The organism is Pedobacter aquatilis, assembly GCF_032678405.1.
In the GTDB taxonomy this organism is placed as follows: domain Bacteria; phylum Bacteroidota; class Bacteroidia; order Sphingobacteriales; family Sphingobacteriaceae; genus Pedobacter; species Pedobacter aquatilis_A.
Window position 1 is genome coordinate 714,522 of sequence record NZ_JAVTSJ010000002.1, and the last position, 19,236, is coordinate 733,757.

General features: G+C 37.4%; 17 protein-coding genes. 10 read left to right on the plus strand and 7 right to left on the minus strand.

Annotated elements, in window-relative coordinates; genetic code table 11:
* Positions 1–219: 219 nt before the first annotated feature.
* Both lpdA and R2R71_RS08635 read left to right on the plus strand, forming a co-directional pair.
* Positions 220–1,626, plus strand: coding sequence for a dihydrolipoyl dehydrogenase (gene lpdA / locus R2R71_RS08630; protein WP_316830861.1), 1,407 nt, complete (start codon positions 220–222; stop codon positions 1,624–1,626).
* 175 nt (positions 1,627–1,801) lie between these two features.
* Entirely contained in the window at positions 1,802–3,001 is a 1,200-nt protein-coding gene (locus R2R71_RS08635) for an MFS transporter (protein WP_316830862.1), read from the plus strand.
* Between the two features lie 8 nt (positions 3,002–3,009).
* On the opposite strand, the gene R2R71_RS08640 is transcribed toward R2R71_RS08635, so the two are convergent.
* From R2R71_RS08640 to R2R71_RS08660, 5 genes are all read right to left on the minus strand, one after another.
* Entirely contained in the window at positions 3,010–3,816 is an 807-nt protein-coding gene (locus R2R71_RS08640; protein ID WP_316830863.1) for a hypothetical protein, read from the minus strand.
* 302 nt (positions 3,817–4,118) lie between these two features.
* Positions 4,119–7,295, minus strand: coding sequence for an efflux RND transporter permease subunit (locus R2R71_RS08645; protein WP_316830864.1), 3,177 nt, complete (start codon positions 7,293–7,295; stop codon positions 4,119–4,121).
* 75 nt (positions 7,296–7,370) lie between these two features.
* Positions 7,371–8,435, minus strand: a complete 1,065-nt coding sequence (locus R2R71_RS08650; protein ID WP_316830865.1) for an efflux RND transporter periplasmic adaptor subunit — start codon at positions 8,433–8,435, stop codon at positions 7,371–7,373.
* 3 nt (positions 8,436–8,438) lie between these two features.
* Positions 8,439–9,779 carry a TolC family protein gene (locus R2R71_RS08655; RefSeq protein ID WP_316830866.1) on the minus strand — a complete coding sequence of 447 codons (1,341 nt, stop codon included), beginning with the start codon at positions 9,777–9,779 and terminating at the stop codon, positions 8,439–8,441.
* A gap of 93 nt (positions 9,780–9,872) precedes the next feature.
* Positions 9,873–10,478: a TetR/AcrR family transcriptional regulator gene (locus tag R2R71_RS08660; RefSeq protein ID WP_316830867.1), complete on the minus strand. Its 606-nt coding sequence runs from the start codon at positions 10,476–10,478 to the stop codon at positions 9,873–9,875.
* 164 nt (positions 10,479–10,642) lie between these two features.
* On the opposite strand from R2R71_RS08660, the gene R2R71_RS08665 reads away from it, so the two are divergent.
* The 4 genes from R2R71_RS08665 (at position 10,643) to R2R71_RS08680 (ending at position 13,320) form a co-directional block, all read left to right on the plus strand.
* Positions 10,643–11,086, plus strand: a complete 444-nt coding sequence (locus tag R2R71_RS08665; RefSeq protein WP_316830868.1) for a sterol desaturase family protein — start codon at positions 10,643–10,645, stop codon at positions 11,084–11,086.
* Between the two features lie 59 nt (positions 11,087–11,145).
* Entirely contained in the window at positions 11,146–11,592 is a 447-nt protein-coding gene (locus R2R71_RS08670) for a hypothetical protein (RefSeq protein ID WP_316830869.1), read from the plus strand.
* Positions 11,593–11,640: 48 nt separating this feature from the next.
* Positions 11,641–12,657, plus strand: coding sequence for a UDP-N-acetylmuramate dehydrogenase (murB, locus tag R2R71_RS08675; RefSeq protein WP_316830870.1), 1,017 nt, complete (start codon positions 11,641–11,643; stop codon positions 12,655–12,657).
* Between the two features lie 132 nt (positions 12,658–12,789).
* Entirely contained in the window at positions 12,790–13,320 is a 531-nt protein-coding gene (locus R2R71_RS08680) for an RNA polymerase sigma factor (RefSeq protein WP_316830871.1), read from the plus strand.
* Between the two features lie 300 nt (positions 13,321–13,620).
* On the opposite strand, the gene R2R71_RS08685 is transcribed toward R2R71_RS08680, so the two are convergent.
* Positions 13,621–15,102, minus strand: coding sequence for a phytoene desaturase family protein (locus R2R71_RS08685; RefSeq protein WP_316830872.1), 1,482 nt, complete (start codon positions 15,100–15,102; stop codon positions 13,621–13,623).
* A gap of 146 nt (positions 15,103–15,248) precedes the next feature.
* On the opposite strand from R2R71_RS08685, the gene R2R71_RS08690 reads away from it, so the two are divergent.
* From R2R71_RS08690 to R2R71_RS08700, 3 genes are all read left to right on the plus strand, one after another.
* On the plus strand, positions 15,249–15,776 hold the full coding sequence (locus tag R2R71_RS08690) for a hypothetical protein (protein WP_316830873.1): 528 nt from the start codon (positions 15,249–15,251) through the stop codon (positions 15,774–15,776).
* A 1-nt stretch (position 15,777) separates the two neighbouring features.
* The gene (locus R2R71_RS08695) at positions 15,778–16,470 is read left to right on the plus strand and encodes a lycopene cyclase domain-containing protein (protein ID WP_316830874.1); all 693 of its coding nucleotides are present in this window, start codon (positions 15,778–15,780) and stop codon (positions 16,468–16,470) included.
* Between the two features lie 289 nt (positions 16,471–16,759).
* Positions 16,760–17,008, plus strand: a complete 249-nt coding sequence (locus R2R71_RS08700) for a cytochrome b5 domain-containing protein (protein WP_316830875.1) — start codon at positions 16,760–16,762, stop codon at positions 17,006–17,008.
* Here the strand turns inward: R2R71_RS08700 and R2R71_RS08705 are convergent.
* Positions 16,989–17,816, minus strand: coding sequence for an AraC family transcriptional regulator (locus R2R71_RS08705; protein ID WP_316830876.1), 828 nt, complete (start codon positions 17,814–17,816; stop codon positions 16,989–16,991). The genes R2R71_RS08700 and R2R71_RS08705 overlap by 20 nt on opposite strands.
* An 85-nt stretch (positions 17,817–17,901) precedes the next feature.
* Between R2R71_RS08705 and R2R71_RS08710 the strand changes: the two genes are divergently transcribed.
* Entirely contained in the window at positions 17,902–19,236 is a 1,335-nt protein-coding gene (locus R2R71_RS08710) for a TolC family protein (RefSeq protein WP_316830877.1), read from the plus strand.

The following is a 19,236-nucleotide window of genomic DNA, read 5'->3' on the forward strand; positions in this document are numbered from 1 at the left end:
TCGCCTCAAAATTTTTAAAAAATGAGTAAGGAACAGGCTTCGATAATTCGAAGCCTGTTTTCGTTGTAACCAAGCTCATATTATAACGAAATTAGAATTGTCAGATTTTAAACAGTTTTTACGAGAAATTATGCTTTTAGCCTTATGCTTTAAGCTTTTGTATTTTCAGCTTTCGGGCTTTTTTCCCTACATTTGAACAATCAAAATTCTAAAGAAATTATGCAATACGATGTCGTTGTTATCGGTTCTGGGCCGGGCGGTTATGTAGGCGCAATCCGTTGTGCTCAGTTAGGTTTAAAAACTGCAGTTATAGAAAAATATAAAACTTTTGGAGGTACCTGCTTAAACGTTGGCTGTATTCCGTCAAAAGCTTTGTTAGATTCATCAGAGCACTTTCACAATGCTGCACACACTTTTACTACTCACGGTATCAACTTAAAAGATCTTAAAGTTGATATGAAACAAATGATCGCCCGTAAAGATGATGTTGTAGCGCAAAATACGGCTGGTATCACCTATTTGTTTAAGAAAAATAAGATCGACTCGTTTGAAGGCGTTGGCTCATTCGTGGATAAAAATACTATCCTTGTTACTAAAAGTGATGGTTCAACAGAAACCTTATCAGCCAAAAATGTAATTATTGCTACAGGTTCTAAACCAACAGCATTGCCATTTTTACCAATCGATAAAAAACGTATCATTACTTCAACAGAAGCCTTAAATATTAAAGAAGTGCCAAAATCGATGGTTGTTATCGGTGGTGGTGTAATTGGTTTAGAATTGGGATCGGTTTATGCCCGTTTAGGAACCAAAGTTTCAGTAGTTGAATTTTTACCGTCAATTATTGGTACAATGGATGCCGGTTTAGGTAAAGAACTTCAGCGTGTTTTAAAGAAATCTTTAGGGATGGAATTTTACATGGGACATAAAGTTACTGGCGCAACTACAAAAGGTAAGGTAGTAACCGTTACTGCTGAAACACCAAAAGGTGAAACCATTTCTTTAGAAGCTGATTATTGCATCGTAGCAGTCGGTCGTACGGCTTATACTGAAGGTTTAGGATTAGATAAAATTGGCATTACAGTTGAAGAACGAGGAAAGAAAATTCCTGTTAACGAACACTTAGAAACTTCGGTTAAAGGTGTTTATGCTATCGGTGATGTTATTACGGGTGCAATGTTAGCCCACAAAGCAGAAGATGAAGGAACCTATGTTGCGGAAACCATTGCCGGACAAAAACCTCATATTAATTACAACCTGATTCCGGGTGTTGTTTACACCTGGCCAGAAGTTGCTTCTGTGGGTTTAACCGAAGAACAATTGAAAGAAAAAGGAACAAAATATAAAGCGGGCTCTTTCCCTTTTAAAGCAAGTGGCCGTGCGAAAGCAAGTATGGATACCGACGGTTTTATTAAAGTGTTGGCTGATGCTGCAACTGATGAGGTTTTAGGTGTACACATGATTGGCCCGCGTGCCGCAGATATGATTGCTGAAGCGGTCATTGCAATGGAATTCCGCGCATCTGCTGAGGATATTGCACGTACCTGCCACGCTCACCCAACATACACTGAAGCGTTAAAAGAAGCTGCCCTAGCTGCAACCGATAACAGAGCGATACATATTTAATGTAAAGTAGGGTATACTAACCTTGTTTTAGTATTACTTTTCAAATACAAAAGCCGGCATTTTAGCCGGCTTTTTTGTTGGCAAAAAGATGTGTTATAAATGGTAAAATTTTTCCGATTTACAAATGATTTAAAGACCTTTGCATCGTAATCCCGCTCACATTTAAAATTGTATTTTGGAAGAAGTAAACACAAATCAGGAAATAACTAATCAAACAGAAATAAAACCTGTAGTACAAAGCTCTCCAAACCGCATTCGTCTTGCGGTTTCTTTATTTTATTTCGGGCAGGGAATTGCTTTCGCATCATGGGCAAGCCGGATTCCTGATATTAAGCATAGCTTAAATTTATCGGATGGTGAATTAGGTAGTATTTTACTTGCTTTGCCGCTAGGACAACTGGTAACGATGCCGGTTTCAGGCAGGTTGGTAACCAAATATGGGAGTAAAAAAATCTTAACCATTACGGCACCATTATATGTTTTAGCGCTAAGCAATCTCGGGCTGGCAACGGCGCAGTGGCAACTCGCCTGCTTTCTGCTATTATTCGGTATAGTTGGTAACATGTGCAATATTGCAGTAAATACTCAAGGTTCGGAGGCTGAGAAATTATTTGGGCGGCCAATTATGACTTCATTTCATGGTGCCTGGAGTATTGCCGGTTTTGCCGGGGCATTGGTGGGGTTGCTGATGATTAATCTTCACATTAATCCATATTATCATTTCTGGATTATCGTCGGCTTAATCTGGATCAATGTGTTGTTAAACTACAAACACCTGGTACCTGGTAAGGGTGCCAAAACTGAGCGAAAACCAAAGTTATTTACCATGCCAGAAGGTGCATTGCTGCAACTTGGTGTAATAGGATTTTGCAGTATGGCCACCGAAGGCGCCATGTTCGATTGGAGTGGTGTTTATTTTAAGGAAATTGTTAAAGCACCTTCATCGCTAGTGGTTCTGGGCTATGCATCTTTCATGGTGATGATGGCAACCGGACGTTTCGTTGGTGATAAAATTATTGAAAAGGTTGGAAGAAAAAAGACAATTCAAATAAGTGGCTTAATAATATCAAGTGGTATGTTTCTTTCTGTATTTCTGCCCTATATTATTCCGGCTACTATTGGGTTTATGCTTGTCGGATTGGGTGTATCGAGCATTGTGCCAACGGTTTATAGTGTTGCAGGGAAAAATGGAAAAGTAGCCCCTGGTATTGCGATTGCCATGGTTTCCAGCGTAAGTTACCTGGGCTTTCTGATGGGGCCCCCGCTGATTGGTTATATTTCTGCCTTATCAAGCCTGCAATATTCTTATGCGGTTATTGGTTGTTTTGGTTTGTTTGTTAGCTTTTTAGTTGCCAAAATTAAGGCTATAGCATAATAAAAAGATCAGTCGGGCTTTTTTATAAGGTTATGTTCTTTTAAAGCAGCTATTGCAAGTTCGATTAACCTTAAATTTTCATCAAAATGACCATGCTGTACTTCAACGTTAATGTAGGGGATGTTATTTTGCATGGCGTAAACAGATAATGAGCCATCGTTTTCTACAAATTTAGATTGGAGCATAACATTAACATTTGCCTTTTTTAAACTGTTAAAAAGCCTCAAATCGGTTACATATAGTAAATCATCGGGGTCCATCTCAAAATTAATATACACAGAATCAGCTGCGCTGGATAATTCATATCCGGGTAGATAAGAAGATATACCAAAGCCACCATCGGCATTATTATGCAGGGTTAAAATATAGCCTAATGATGTAGGATCATAAAAATTTATAATCTGTTTTCCGGCAGCGTTTAATGCTTGTTCCACTTCGCTGGAGCTGAATTCATCCTTCTTTAACCTCGTATTAATGCCGCGTTCGGTGTAGATCGCATTCGGGTCGATCCGATATATATCATCCATGAAACTGAAGTTATAATCGCGAACACCACCGTATTGACTATCTACCAATTCTCCACCGCTCCAGCGGATATACTCAAAACCTGCCTTTACACCCGTATCTTCATTGTCGTGAACAACTAGGAACCTGATGCCGTTAGGTTTGTAGCTGTATTTAACCAGGTTGATGTTTAAATCGTAAATCTTAATGAAAGAAGAATCGGAGGTCATTGCGTCGAAAACCGGAGGGTGCTGAGCGTAAGCGATTAGTGCAAAATTTACAAGTAATGCGCTGAGGATGATTTTAAGCATATCACTAATATACAAATGGATATAATATTTTGTTTTGTTTCAGGGTTTTTGCAGGATACCGTGTGCATAAACGGGATGGAAGCGATATTCTTTTTTGCTCAATAATAAGACTTGCGAAGTTTACTTTTAATTTTTATGCGGACTTCGTGAGTTGCTCTCGAGCAAAAAAGATTTAGCGAACAGCCCGGCTACAGTAAACTATGAAATGCAAGCCCTTCTTTTCAAAAAAAATATGATATAAAAAAAGAGCTGCCTTTTGGGAGGCAGCTCCGGGTTTGATTGTTAATCTTGATGTTTTTATATTAATGTCCGTGATCTAAATCGTATTCATTAACATCTTTATGGTCATAAGGTTCAACCATTAATTCGTCAATTGATTTACCTTTTTTATCGAATCCAAATCTATGAAGCATGTTGTCGAAAATCTGGTACATAACTGGTACCACCACAAGAGTTAAGAATAATGAACTGGTTAAACCACCAATAATTACCCAGGCCAAGCCGTTTTTCCAATCGGCACCGGCACCACTGGCCAATGCAATAGGCAACATACCAATTACCATGGCAATAGTTGTCATTAAAATCGGGCGTAAACGTGCGTGGTTAGCAAGGATTAAAGCTTCGTGTGTAGATTTGCCCTGCGCTTTCATCTGGTTGGTAAAATCGACAAGGATAATCGCATTTTTTGCTACCAAGCCCATCAGCATAATGAAACCTAGAATGGTAAAGATACCTAAGGCGTTATTGGTTAAGGCTAAGGCAAGCAAAGCCCCGATTAAGGCCAGTGGTAAAGAGAACATAACTACCAATGGATAAACAAAACTATCATAAAGGGCAACCATGATTAAATAAACCAATACAATAGCCGCTAATAAAGCAATACCCAATGTACCAAAACCCTCACTCTGGTTTTCCTGATCACCAGCCCAATAGAAGCTGATGCCGGCAGGTTTTTTCATTTTATCCAATTCTTTCTGGAAATTGGTAACAACTGTTCCGGTAGGCACACCTACTGTTTGTGCTTTCACCGTTACTGATGTCGATTTATTTAAACGTTCCAATAAACTTGGTCCCGAGCCTTCTTTAATTTCGGCAAACTGCGAAAGTTTAATTTGCTGGCCTGCCTGATTAGTGAAGATAAGGTTACGTACATCATCGATGTCTTTACGGTCGAAATCCTGGTATTGAATATTAATATCGTATTCATATTCGCCCTGACGGAATTTACCATCTGTATTCCCTGCGAAGGCAGTTTGCATGGTTGCCCCGACAGTTTGAAGGTTTAAACCTAAGGCCGACATTTTATCACGATCAACCTTAACGTTAATTTCCGGTGTTCCTTTCTCAACTGATAGCTTGGTCTGTGTTGCTCCCGGAACTTTAGCCAATACTTTTTCCGCTTTCTGTGCGAAAGCCAAAACACTATCTAATTCAGAACCCATTACCACAAACTGGATCGGGGCATCATCTGCAGTTCCTAAGATACCAATCGGAACGGTTTTAATTTTTGCTCCAACCAGTATTTTTTCTAACTCACGGGTATATGTTGTTGAAATAATATCAGAAGAGATGTTGCCTCTTTCTTTCTTATCCTTCAGCTTAACGTTAATTTCCGATTTGTAAGCAGTAGATGTACTTGCACCCATACCCTCACTCGATTGACCAACCGTTGTAATGGTTTGGATAACATCTTTTTGTTTGCTTAAGTAATCCTCGGCTTTTTGTGTGTAGAAGTTGGTCTGCTCTAATGAAACGTCTTTAGGCATTTCTATTTGCAACAAGAACTCACCTTTATCCGATTTCGGGAAAAACTCAAAACCAATGTATCCGCCAGCCAATAAACCACATGAAGAGAAGAACATCACAACCATCATTACCAAAGTAAGTGCCTTGTGTTTTAATGTCCATTCAAGTAAACCGGTGATCCATTTTGTAAAACGGTGCAATTGTTTTTCAAACCATAAAATAAAACGGCCGAACAAATTTTTACCTTCTATACGTTCCAATTTACCAAAACGAGAGAAAATTAGTGGTACTATGGTAAATGAAGCTACCAGCGATAATAAAGTTGAGATAATTACCACCACACAGAACTGGCGCAGAATGTTGGCTACCATACCCGTACTTACAGCAATAGGGAAGAACACTACCACGATTACGAAAGTGATGGAAACAACCGTAAAGCCTATTTCGCGGGTCGCATCAGAAGCAGCTCTTACTTTGTTTTTACCCATCTCCATATGGCGCTGAATATTCTCCAGAACCACAATGGCATCATCCACGAGAATACCTACAACGAGGGATAAACCCAGTAGCGACATCAGGTTTAATGTATAGCCAAATAGAGCGATACCGATAAAGGTTGCAATTAAGGATGCCGGAATCGAAATCATTACAATTACGGCGTTACGTAAACTATGCAGGAAGAAAAGCATTACCACTGCAACGAGTACAACCGCCAGCATTAAATCGTGAATTACGGCATCAGCTGATTCCAAAGTATAAACTGAACTATCGTTAACAATCTTAATGTCTAAGCCAATGTTTTTATAGTCGGCTTTAAGTTGCTCGATGGTTTTTTTAGTTCCCTCACTTACTGTTACCGCATTTGCATCACTCTGTTTAATAATTTGTAAAGCAATGGAATTGGCACGGTTAATACGGGCAATTTTCTCTGTTTCTTTTTGTGTATCCTGAACATCAGCAATGTCGCCTAAACGAATCTGAGCGCCATCTTTGCTGGTGCTTACTACCAGGTTACGCATTTCGGCTACGTTAGCGTATTTACCAGATAAACGAACCAGGATGTCTTGCGCTTTGGTTTTTACACTTCCGGTAGGGAAATCTAAATTGGAAGCTAAAATTGCCTGTTGAACCGCAGGAACAGATAAGCCGTAACCCTGCATCTTTTTAGCATCCAATGATACTTTGATTTCACGTTCTGAACCACCAATTAAGTTCACCTGGGCAACACCCGGAACACGGGAAATGATTGGTGCAATACGCTTGTCCATCAAATCATAGAACGAAATATCGTCCATGTTTCCTGAAGCGGACATGGTAATTACCGGGAAATCATCTAATGAGAATTTACTCAATGAGGGTTGTTTTACATCATCAGGTAAATCAGCAAGAATGGCATTAACCTTCCTTTGCGCATCATTCAATGCTATATCAATTTCAGCTTTATCGGTAAGCGTAATAATAACAACCGATAAACTTTCATATGAATTTGCATTGATTTTTTTGATGTTCTCCATCGAAGAAACCGCATCCTCAATTTTCTTAGTTACTGTACTTTCTACCTCATTTGGCGAAGCACCAGGATATATAGTTGAGATAGATACAACATTTGGAGAGAACTTAGGTAAAAGCTCGTATCCCAATGAGAAATAACTCAATAAACCCATCAAGGTTAGTGCGGTAAAAACCACAATTACCAACGACGGTCGTTTTATGGATATGTCTGTAATTTTCATTTTCTTTTTTTTAGAGACGGACAATTGCCCGTCTGTATTGCGTAATTAGTATTATGTAGGTGCTACGCTGTTAGCTTATTTGATAATTGTAACAGGTGTACCATCATTCAGGTTAATCTGTCCGCTGGTAATTACTGTTTCACCTTCTTTTAAGCCATCTAAAATTTCAACATTCTCACCTAAAATACGTCCGGAAACAACTTTACGTGTTTGAGCAGTATTTTTCACTTTATCTAAAACATAAACCTCGTTGCTGCTTACACTACCAACGAAAGCTGTACGAGGAACCAGAATGGCAGGTGCTTGTTTCGGGAATTTGAATAATGCAGTTCCATACATACCAGCCCTTAAGCTGTTTTTAACATTGTTGGTTACTTCAACTTCGATTGGAAAGTTTAAGGTTTCATCAGCTTTTGCTGCAATAAACGTTACTTTACCTGTAAATTTATCATCAGGAAAAACCGAAGACTGAATCTGAACAGCATCGCCAATTTTTAAATTAGCAACCTGGCTTTCGTTTACGTTTACTTTTAACTTTAACTTAGAAACATCAACTAATTCAAATAATTGCGTTCCGGGAGCTACTACAGCGCCAACTTCAATCATTTTCTTATTCACAACACCGTTAATTGATGATCTGATATTCGCATCATTTAACTTGCGTTGTTGTTGTTGTAACTTAAGCTTAGCGTTCTGGGTGTTTAAACGAGCCTGGTCTACTTGCTGTTGTGTAACACCACCGGTTTTGAATGAGCTTTCATACCTGGCTAAATCTTTCACAGCATTCTGATAAGTAGCTTCTGCTGTTTCTCTGTCGGTATTTAAAATTTCTGCATCAATTCTTGCTAATACAGTTCCTTTACTCACCCGACTACCTTCTTCAACAAAAATTTTGCTAACACGGCCAGAGTTTTCTGCCATGAAGTTTAACTCCTGGTTAGCAGCAAAGGTTCCGTTTGCGGTAAAATCCAAATTGATCTCTTTACGCTCAACAGGAGCCGATTTAACGGCAACCGCGCCACTGCCTTTGGCAATAAATGCAGTTGTTTCTTCCGCTTTTTTCTTGTTGTTGGTTAATATATAGGCAATAAGGCCTAATACTGCTGCAACAACTATTACGATGGTAATTACTCTTTTCATTTTTTATTGTACTAGCGATTTAATATTTCCGTTTGATTTTATTAATTGTATTTCAGCTATTTTATAGTTTAATAATGCTTGTGTATAGCTGTTTTGCGATGCGGTTAGCGAATTTTCAGTATCCAGTAAATCGGTTAATGTAGCTAAGCCGTTGTTATAATTGTTTTGTGTGCTTTTGTAAATCTCCTGTGCTAAATCAACATTTTTACGTTGTGCATTTATCGTGTTTAAATTATCACGTAACTGGATTTTAGCATTCTCATAAGCAAGGTTCAGGGAATTAACTGATTCTTTGCGGTCTTCTTTTGCTTTTAAGATATCGACATTAGCCTGGCGAACTTTCGAACGCGTTAAAAAGCCGTTGAAGATTGGAACTTTTAGGGTTAAACCAACCGCCGATGCACCATAACCAATTGCTGCTGCATTTGATTTTAAGAAATCGAAACCGTCGCTCTGGCTTGAATACGTATAATTTCCGGTTAATGATAGTGATGGATAATACTCTGCCAGATAAGCTTTGCGCTGAAGGTTTAATAGCTTGTCCTGGTTGTTGAGTAATTTAACTTCCGTTCTGTTCGCCAGGTCAACCGAGTCCGTAAAAACAGGCAGTTGTGAAACCTGCGTAAGTTCTGCAGCTGGAAGTTCTATTGGTGTAGAAACCGGCATTCCCATAGAGAACTTGAGCTGATTTTCTAATAGCGTTATCGCATTAACCACCTGATCGCGTTGTGTGTTGAGGTTGGTTAAATTTACACTGATCCGGTCAACGTCGATTTTTCGGGCTAAACCGTTTTTGAATTGATTTGAAATTACTTTCTCAACAGTTTTCACATTTTTGATATTGGTATCGATTACATTGAGCTGTTCTCTGTTAACCAAAACCTGGTAATAGTTGTTGGCTACTAATTCAATAATTTGTTCTTCGGTAAGTTGCGAAGTTAAATTATAATACTCTTCGCTCGAACGGGCAGCCTGCAAGCCAGTAAATACCTGTTGATTAAACAATTGTTGCGAAAGCTGAACGCCTGCAGATGAATTCCAGTTCTGACCTAATTTAATAGCCTGGGTTTGTCCGCCGAAGTTAGCAACCAGTTGTCCGATAATGGGGTTGTAAGTTAAGCCTGCAGTACCAGAAATTTGAGGTAATGCCTGCGCTCTAACTTCCTGTACCTTGTACCTTCCTCCTTCGATATCTAATTTCGCTTTACGGATTTTAGCATTGTTCTGGAGTGCAAAGTTTAGTGCCTCCTTTAAGGTTAGCCGTTGTTGTGCGGCAACCAACTGAGGTAAAGCCATGCCGGTAATCAGTATGAGCATTAATTTTACCAGTTTTACTCTAAGCATAATGTATTGTTTTTTGTTTTTGGGTTCTTATTTAATATGAGATGGCAGATTTATGTAAATTGTTACGTTTCTTTTCTGCTATCGTTTTTTGTTTTAATCTTTTAGTCCTTTTGTAAAAATAGTTGAAAGATCTTTCTGCTTTTGAGCCATTTTGTTCACTGCTTTCTTATCAGGAAGTAAATCTTTTCCAATTTCCATGATACACATGTTTGTTAATCCCATTAAACTTTCCAGGTAGAGCTCAGCAACATGCCCCATGTTTGGGTGTTTTATTTCGCCTTTTTCCTGTGCTTTTTCGAAAATTTGTGCGTAGAATACTTTTTCCGAATCCTTAAGCGTAGTAAGTTTCTTTTTCATGGCATCATCATTAAAAATATCTGGTAAACCTTCAGATATTCTTAACATAAAATACTTCATGAAAAAAGTATTGCGAATGTCTATCGTTTGAAATAAAATGTTTTCCAGCGAATCATCCGGATTGTATTTCTTTTTTAATAAATCAAAGTAATCTGTAAAAACCTTCTCAATAACCCCAACAATAAGGCTTCTTTTATCAGGGAAATAATAATAAAGAGATGGTTTTGAAACAGACAAATCTTCCGCAATATCATTCATTGTTGTTTTACCAATTCCGAAATGAATAAAGCGTTTTATAGCTCCTTCAATAATTTGTTCTCGCTTTTTATCGGCTACAATCATTTTACTTTTCTACTTTCTGACTTTTTTAATATTTTAGTCAAAAATAATGCTAAAATTTTAATAGTTAATCAACCGATTAATAAATTGTCATATCGTTACAATTTAATGACATTTAAAATGCTTTTCGTTGGTTTATATATCTTTATGAATTTAATCCTGAAAATTTGCTGTCCTTAATTTACCTTTCAATCGTCCTGTTTACTATCTTTTTGATGGAGTGCTTATCGTGGTTTATTCATAAATATTTGTTTCATGGCGTGCTGTGGTTTATGCATAAAAGTCACCACCAGCCAACAAAATCTTTATTTGAATGGAATGATTTATTTGCGTTGTTATTTGCCGGAATTTCGCTCTACCTGATGTATATCGATAGAGAAGTGTTTGGCTATCGTTTTTTTATTGGCCTCGGAATTACCCTTTACGGACTGATTTATTTTGTTATTCACGATTGGTTTATTCACCGACGTTTCAAAACCTTTAAAAGTAATAACAGGTATCTGAGTTCAATAAGAAAGGCACACAAAATTCACCATAAAAATATAGGTAAAAACAATAGTAAAGCCTTTGGGTTATTGTTTGTAAATAAGAAAACACTCGATAAATTATAGTTAATAAAGGAAGTCATTGTTCTCTCTCTTTACTTTTAGTTTATCCGTTAATTTAATATATGATAAAAATAAAAAAGCTGCTATTTGGTTTAATGCTAGCAGTATTGTCTTCTTGCGTCAGGAAAACAGATAAAGATAAGGCTATCGATTTAGTGGAAGCCAAATATGAAAATGCTGTACAAAAACTCAATTTTGACCAATCCAATCTCGATAGTTTGTATAATATCTCACCAAAAGCTTATGCTGATAGTATAAAGAGAGGAAAGGAGCTTGATTCTGTTCTTGCTGTCCTAGAAAGTCAGATAGAACATTTAAGCCAAAAGGAGTCTGATAGTGTTGGGCAGATTAGTGCTGCTTTAACTAAGCAAAGGTATCAGTTGCTTGATTTGGCAAAAAAGAAACCCGAATTTATTGGCTGGAAGTTAACAGGAGTTAAAATAGAGGGTAATCAGGCCGAAACATTAAGCGTTAATTTTGATAAGGCGATAACTAAGATAATGCCTTAACTGATTTTCTATCCATAATTCTTACTTTTGTGCACAACACAAAATAACATGCTTCAAATTCAACAGAATATTTCGCTTAAACCTTACAATACATTTGGTATTGATGTTAAAACTGCATTCTTTGCTGAAATATTTAACGAATTGGATTTAAAAACGTTATTCGGAAACCCCCTGGTAAAAAGTAACAAGCTTTTAATCATTGGCGGGGGAAGCAATATTTTATTTACACAAGACTATGATGGACTTGTAATAAAAATGAGCATTGAAGGGATAAGCTCAGAAGTTGAAGCTGATATAATAAAAGTTACAGCAGGTGCTGGTGTGGTATGGAATGATTTTGTGAATTATTGTGTAGAACATCATTATGCAGGGGTCGAGAACCTGAGTTTAATACCCGGCACGGTTGGCGCATCGCCTATACAAAACATTGGTGCTTATGGTGTAGAGTTAAAGGATGTTTTTGAAAGTTGTACCGCTTTCGAAATCAAAACCGGCCTTATAAAAACTTTTTCTTATGCCGATTGCCATTTTGGTTATCGCGAAAGCATATTTAAAGGTGCTTTAAAAGGGCAATACATCATTACTTCGGTAACCTTTAATTTAAAAGCCGAGGCAAAGGTAAATACTTCATATGGTGCTATTGAGGCTGAGCTCGAAAAAAGAGGGATTGAAATTCCTGGTATTGCAGATGTTTCTGCCGCGGTTTCACATATACGGGTAAGTAAATTGCCTGATCCATCTACAATCGGTAACGCCGGTAGTTTTTTCAAAAACCCGGTTATAGAAAAGTACGAATTTGCCGAAGTTGTTTCTAAACACCCCGATGTGGTACATTACCCTACAGCTGACGATAAAATTAAGCTCGCTGCCGGATGGTTGATCGAGCAATGTGGCTGGAAAGGTAAGATCGCCGGGAATACAGGAACCTGGAAAAACCAGGCTTTGGTTTTAGTTAACCATGGAAATGCCTCAGGCAAAGAAGTGTACGATTTTTCTTCACAGATAATAGACAGTGTTAAAAGTACTTTTGGTGTTACTTTAGAGCGGGAAGTAAATATCCTGTGACGAAAACCCGATTGCATTAAATAACAAGATTTTGGCACCGTGCCAGAAATTTTTGGTATTAAGTTTGTTTAGGTAATAACAGAATAGAACACAAATCATTTGTTTTTTAAATCTTACCTAAAGCTAAATATCATGACAAAATTTGAATTCAATCATCTGGTTAACCATCACTCTGTATCACTTAGATCGTACGCTTTAAATTTTACAAAAGATGCTGAAGACGCAAATGACCTGGTTCAGGATACCATGTTGAAAGCAATAACTTATTACAACAAGTTTAAAGAGGGTACGAATTTAAAAGGATGGTTATTTACGATCATGAAAAACACTTTTATCAATAATTACCGTCGTTTGGTTAAAACAAACACTTTAATTACACAGAGTGAAGACATCTCTTCTGCTAATTTATCTTATAGTGCCGCTAAAAACCAGGCAGAAAGTAAGTTTGTGTTGGGGGATATTGATAAAGCATTGGCGCAGCTTCCTGAAGAGTATTATGTTCCATTTATTCGTTATTTTGAAGGATACAAATACCACGAAATAGCAGATATGTTGAATATTCCAATTGGAACAGTTAAAACACGTATCCACGTTGCAAGGGGTATTTTGAAAAAATATTTAAAAACATATTCAAAAGATATTGCTATTTCAGAAATGGCTTAAAACACATCTAATGAAAAATGAAGGGCTCAGAGATATCTGGGCCTTTTTTATTTCCATGGCTTATTCTTGTGATATTGAAAATAAATCTTCACAAAAAGCCGTAAAAGCAAAAGGCCTGGAATAAATCCGGGCCTTTTTGCTTATCATATATTTGGTTAGTTGATTCTTATGTTTTATTTCAACAGTATTCCTTCTCTCTAATTTCGAAACAATTGCAAACACCGAATAAATACGTGTTTAATGGTTATTTTGCAGTGTTTTTGTTTTGTGGTTATAAAGATAAGGGAAATTTTAAGTTTGTCAAGCTTTTTTTAACTTTTTTTTTATTTCTTTTGCCGCAACCTGTCCTGAAATGATTGCAGGGGGTACTCCCGGTCCTGGAACAGTTAATTGACCAGTATATAAAAAATTTGTTACTTTACTTTTCATCTTTGGTTTTAGAAACGCTGTCTGTTTCAAAGTGTTTGCTAAACCATACGCATTTCCTTTAAATGCATTGTAGTCTTCAACGAAATCGTTCATGGCATAACTTCTCTTAAATAAAATGCTATCACTAATGTCGTTTTGGGTAAGTTCTTCAAATCTTTTAACCAATATATTAAAGTATTCTTCTCTTTTGCTTTCGTTATCTTTCAATCCGGGCGCCAGTGGAACTAAAAGGAAAAGGTTTTCACAGCCATCAGGCGCAACAGTAGTATCGGTTACTGAAGGGCAGCAGGCATAAAATAATGGTTTTGACGGCCATTTTGCTTCAGTATAAATTTCTTCGGCATGTGCGTCGAAATTTTCATCGAAGAATAAGTTGTGATGGAGTATGTTTTTTAGTTTTTTATTTAACCCAATATAAAAAAGCAAGCATGATGGCGCCATTGTTCGGCCTTCCCAATATTTTTTGGTGTACCTGCGATTCTCTTTTGCTAAAAGTTGTTGCTCAATATGATGATAATCGGCATTGCCAATAATAAAATCGGTTTTAAAACTGCCTTTATTGGTAACGATTTCCGTAGCTACCTTATCTTTTACTTCTATTTTTTCTGCTTCTGTATCGAAATAAAATTTTACACCTTGAGCCTCTGCAATGTTTTGCATAGCAGAAACAACTTTATGCATGCCTCCAATTGGATACCAGGTACCTAAAACCAGGTCGGCATAGTTCATTAAACTATACAATGCAGGTGTGTTTTGTGGTGTTGCCCCTAAAAATAAAACCGGAAATTCTAACAATTTTCTCAGCTTTTCATTTTTAAATAACTGATGAACATGTTTCCTCATATTACCCAGTAGCTGCAGCTTAATTCCGCTAATGGCTAATCTTGGGTCGAAATACTCCATAACGCTATGAGAAGGTTTGAAAACATATTCGTTCATGCCTACATCGTATTTATATTTGGCTTGTTCCAAAAAAGTATCGAGGTTATTGCTGCTGCCGGGCTCTAGTTCTTCGAAGCATTTATATAAATCTTCAAGCGTAGCCGGAACATTTAAGGTATCATTTTTCCCAAAATAGATACGGTAAGAAGGATTTAAGCGCTTTAGCTCATAAAAATCAGATGTCGTTTTGCCAAATTGCTGGTAGAAGTTTTCGAAAATATCGGGCATCCAGTACCAGCTTGGCCCCATGTCGAAAGTAAAGCCATCTTTTTCCCAGGTTCTGGCTCTTCCACCCGCCATTTCGTTTTTTTCCAGAACAGCAACATCAAAACCATCAGCAGCCAAAACCGCAGCCGCCGCTAAACCTGCAAAACCAGCGCCGATGATGGTAACTTTCGGTTTTTTATCCATTGCGTAAATAAAGCGATTTTTTAGCGATTTGTTTCAGGCATTTTTCGATTCATACTTTTCTGTTCCCACTCATTTACTTTATGTGCAGCCAAACAAGAGCGTAGATTAAGGAAACCAATTCTCTTTTCATACCTTTGTTTTAACAGATGAATAACCTACGCATTTTATTTTTCCTGCTTGTTTCCATGCAAATCTGTAAGGCGCAACTATCGCCAAAAGAAATTTCAGTTCTAAAAACAGATTTGATTAAAGCTGTTGAAAGCTCAAAGCTTACCGATTCTGTTTATACCAAACTTAATAAGCTGCCAAATAAAACAGCGCTAATTACAGCTTATTGCGGTACATTAGAAGCCTTAAAAGCCAAACATTCCTGGAATCCTTACAATAAAATTAAGTATGTTAAGGTTTCGTTGAGAACCATGCAAAAGGCCATTGATATGGATAAAGAGAATATGGAAATCCGGTTTATGCGCTTTTCTATAGAGCATTACACACCCGGTTTTTTAGGTTTTAGCAAAGATTTACCGGTAGACAGAAAAGAAATTATTAAACATTACGAAAACCGTAATTTTGGGTTGGCCGATGAAGAATTAATAAAGAACGTTGCCAGGTTCATGATTGATAGCAAACGTTGTACCTCTGAAGAAATAAAGATTTTAAAAAAGTTTAGCTAAAATGAATTACATCTACCTGCTTATTAATATTGGCGTAATCTTCTTTCCACTGGTTTTATCTTTCGATAAAAAAGTTCACTTTTTTAGTAAATGGAAATTTGTTTTGCCGGCAATACTGTTAACAGGTCTGGTTTTTTTAGTTTGGGATTTATTATTTGTTAAGCTAAATGTCTGGTCCTTTAATCCTGATTATATTGTTGGAATTAAGCTGCTCGGCCTGCCTTTAGAAGAAATTCTCTTTTTCCTTACTGTTCCTTATGCTTGTATTTTTATTTACGAATGCCTTAATGTTTACTTCCCTAAAAACGATTTGCAGAAATTCAGCTTTTCATTAAGTAACTTGTTTCTGGGGCTTTGCATAGCCATTTTATTTTTTGCCCATAACCGGTGGTACACGGTAATTAACTTTGGTTTTTTGTTCGTTTTACTGGTTTATATAGAATACATCAATACCGAGCATCGGTTTATGTACAAGTTTTACCGGGCTTATTTTGTCTCACTGATTCCTTTTTACCTTGTAAACGGATTTTTAACGTCGATACCAGTTGTGCTGTATAACGACAAGGAGAACTTAGGTTTCAGAGTTGGTACAATTCCTTTCGAAGACCATTTTTACCTCATGGGGCTTCTATTAATGAATATTTACTTATACGAGGTTTTTAAACGTAAGGCGATAAAAAGTTCTTCGATATAATTTTTTTGAAAAAGAATGGGTAAGGCTTATGGCGGCCTATGGTCCTGCTTTTCGTTACAAGTCCGCACTCGTACCTCGTTTGCGTGCTTTCCATTACAATCAGGTTTATAAACATCGGTTTCTGCGCCCTGCAAACCGTTAAAATGAAATACTGCCAGGGCAAATTAGCCCCGATTGAAGCGTTACCCTGCAGCAACGAGGAACGAGTAAGCGAAGCGTAAAAGCAAAAAGCGGGAAGAAGTTATTACTTTTGTACAGGCTCTGCGCTACTGATGAAAAAATAACTTTAATGGATTTACCGGTTTACACCAAACAACAACTTGCTTTAAGAAACGGACAGGATAAACCACAAATTTGGGTGGCTTACAAAGGTTTTATTTACGATATGACCGAGAGCCGGTTATGGCGAAATGGTAAACATTACGAGCATTGGGCAGGGCAGGATTTAACCGACGAATTGCCTGATGCACCACATACTGAAGCAGTTTTTGAAAAATTTAGCCCGATAGCTGTACTGTCTACACCAAATTTATTTTAGTTAAGGTTGCCTGCTTAAGCTCCTTAAACTCGGACGGTCTTTTCCCCACCATTTTGTAAAAGGTGTTACTAAACGATGAAATGCTATTGTAACCAACCGCGTAAGCGATTTCACTTATGGTAGCGTCGCTTTCCAGTAATTTTTCCATTGCTTTTATCATTCTCGCCAGTTTCAGGTATTGGAAAAATGAAATATCCATTGCCGATTGAAATAGACGTGATAAGGTACGTTCGCTAAATCCCATGGCCTTGCCAACACTTTCCAGGCTTAAAGTATCGTTGGATAAATGATCGATAATATGTTTAAGTATAGGGCGCAACCGCTGGTTTTCGGTAGTTGGCAATGCAATAGGCAAAGGGTGTTCGCTTACCACCGGCAGAATGTTTTTAAGTGTGTTGAGGAAATCGTATTCCTTTGTTTTAGGTTCGATATTTCCATTCCACCTTTCAGAGAACAAAAACATTTCGAGCAACAAATTATTAACGGGGTAAATGCCAATCTGGTTGTAGAAAGGGTTTTCTTCGTCGGTTGTTGTATCGAAATAAATATTCCGCACAATTGCTGCCTGGTAGCGATGTTGTAAATGGTGTTCTACGCCTGCAGGTATCCATACATAATGCCTTGCTGGCAAAAAGTAAGATTTCTCTTTAGTGTACAAAAAAATAATGCCACCCTCAACATAAGTAAGCTGTCCTTTTAAATGTGTGTGGTCTTGAAATCGGTCTTCGAACCTGCTATGCCAAACGTACATGGTCTCTGGTTTTTCGTCGATTGCAAATAAAAGATCTTCGTTGCTAACTTTTATCATTTGGCTGGTTTGAATAAATATCTGTCGGTTTAGATAAAACAAAGAAACAAATCTCTATCGAAATTTGCATCATTAATTAACGGATATGAATTTTATAAAGCATAGAAGAACATTTTGGTTGTGCATAACCTTTCTTCTGTCATCTATTTTTACCTATGCACAAAATGCCGATAACAACCATTTTACCATTAATCAAATCTGGGAAATGGCCGATAGTAATAGTAAAAAGCTAAAAATACAGGGTTTAAATGTTCAGGCTGCTGATGCACATGTAAATGTGAGTAAGGCTGAGCGGTTGCCGGAAGTTTCTGCGGGTGGAACTTATGCTTATGTGTTTCCTTTGCCGATTTACGAAAACGGTTTGTTCCATACACCATCGCAGTTTCCTGTGGTTTCTACCTATTATAAAGCTGGTGCAGAAGCCTACATGAATCTTTACAACGGAGGCAAAACCAATACTGAAATCGCAGCATCCAAGGTGGAAGCTGAGCTAAGTCAGGTACTTAAAAATGAAAGTAAGCAGGAAATTCACTACACTGCTGCGGTTTATTTTTATGATGTTTACCGGAATAATGCTTATAGCGATTTGTTAGAACAAGACATTCGCGACCGAGAAAAGCAGTTGGCAGAAATTAATCAACTCTATAAAAATGGTACGGTTTTAAAAAGCGATGTTTTAAGGGCTGAGCTACGTTTGTCGAAACAGAAAATGATGCTTACCGAAATTAAAAATAGCATCAGGATTGCTAATCAGAAACTAAATATTTTAATTGGAAGGGAAAGCAACTTGTTATTAGTTCCTGAAATTAGCGATAACGAAACTAATGCAATTGCATTGAAACAATTAGGAGATTATTTAAATGATGCACATAGCTCATCTTTTAAATTGGAAGCTTCGGAAAAAGAACATGAGCTTGCCAAGCTGAAATTGAAAAGTGTTAAGTCGAATACTTTGCCAACACTGGGCTTTTTTGGCGAATATGCTTATGCTTACCCGCAAATCCAGTTTTATCCATATGCCTTATCACTTTATAGCAATGGAATGATGGGCTTAAAGTTAAAAATCCCCATTTCTTCGTGGTACACCAATCAACATAAAGTTAAGGAAGCACAGATTCGCTTAAAGCAACAGCTTGTTGAAGATGAGGATGTGAAAGATAAGATCTATCAGGAGGTAGAGGAAAATTACATTAGGTATAAGGAATCGTTGCAGCGAATTACAGTTGCCGAAGAAAACATTAAACAGGCAAGTGAAAGTTATCGTATTGTGCAAAATACCTATTTCAACCAACTATCACTGTTAACCGATTTGCTTGATGCAGAAACCCAGGTTCTGCAATCGAAGTTCGAGTTAACAACAGCCAAGGTGAATGCCAAAATCCAATATTATCAATTACAAAAAGCCGTAGGAAATCTATAA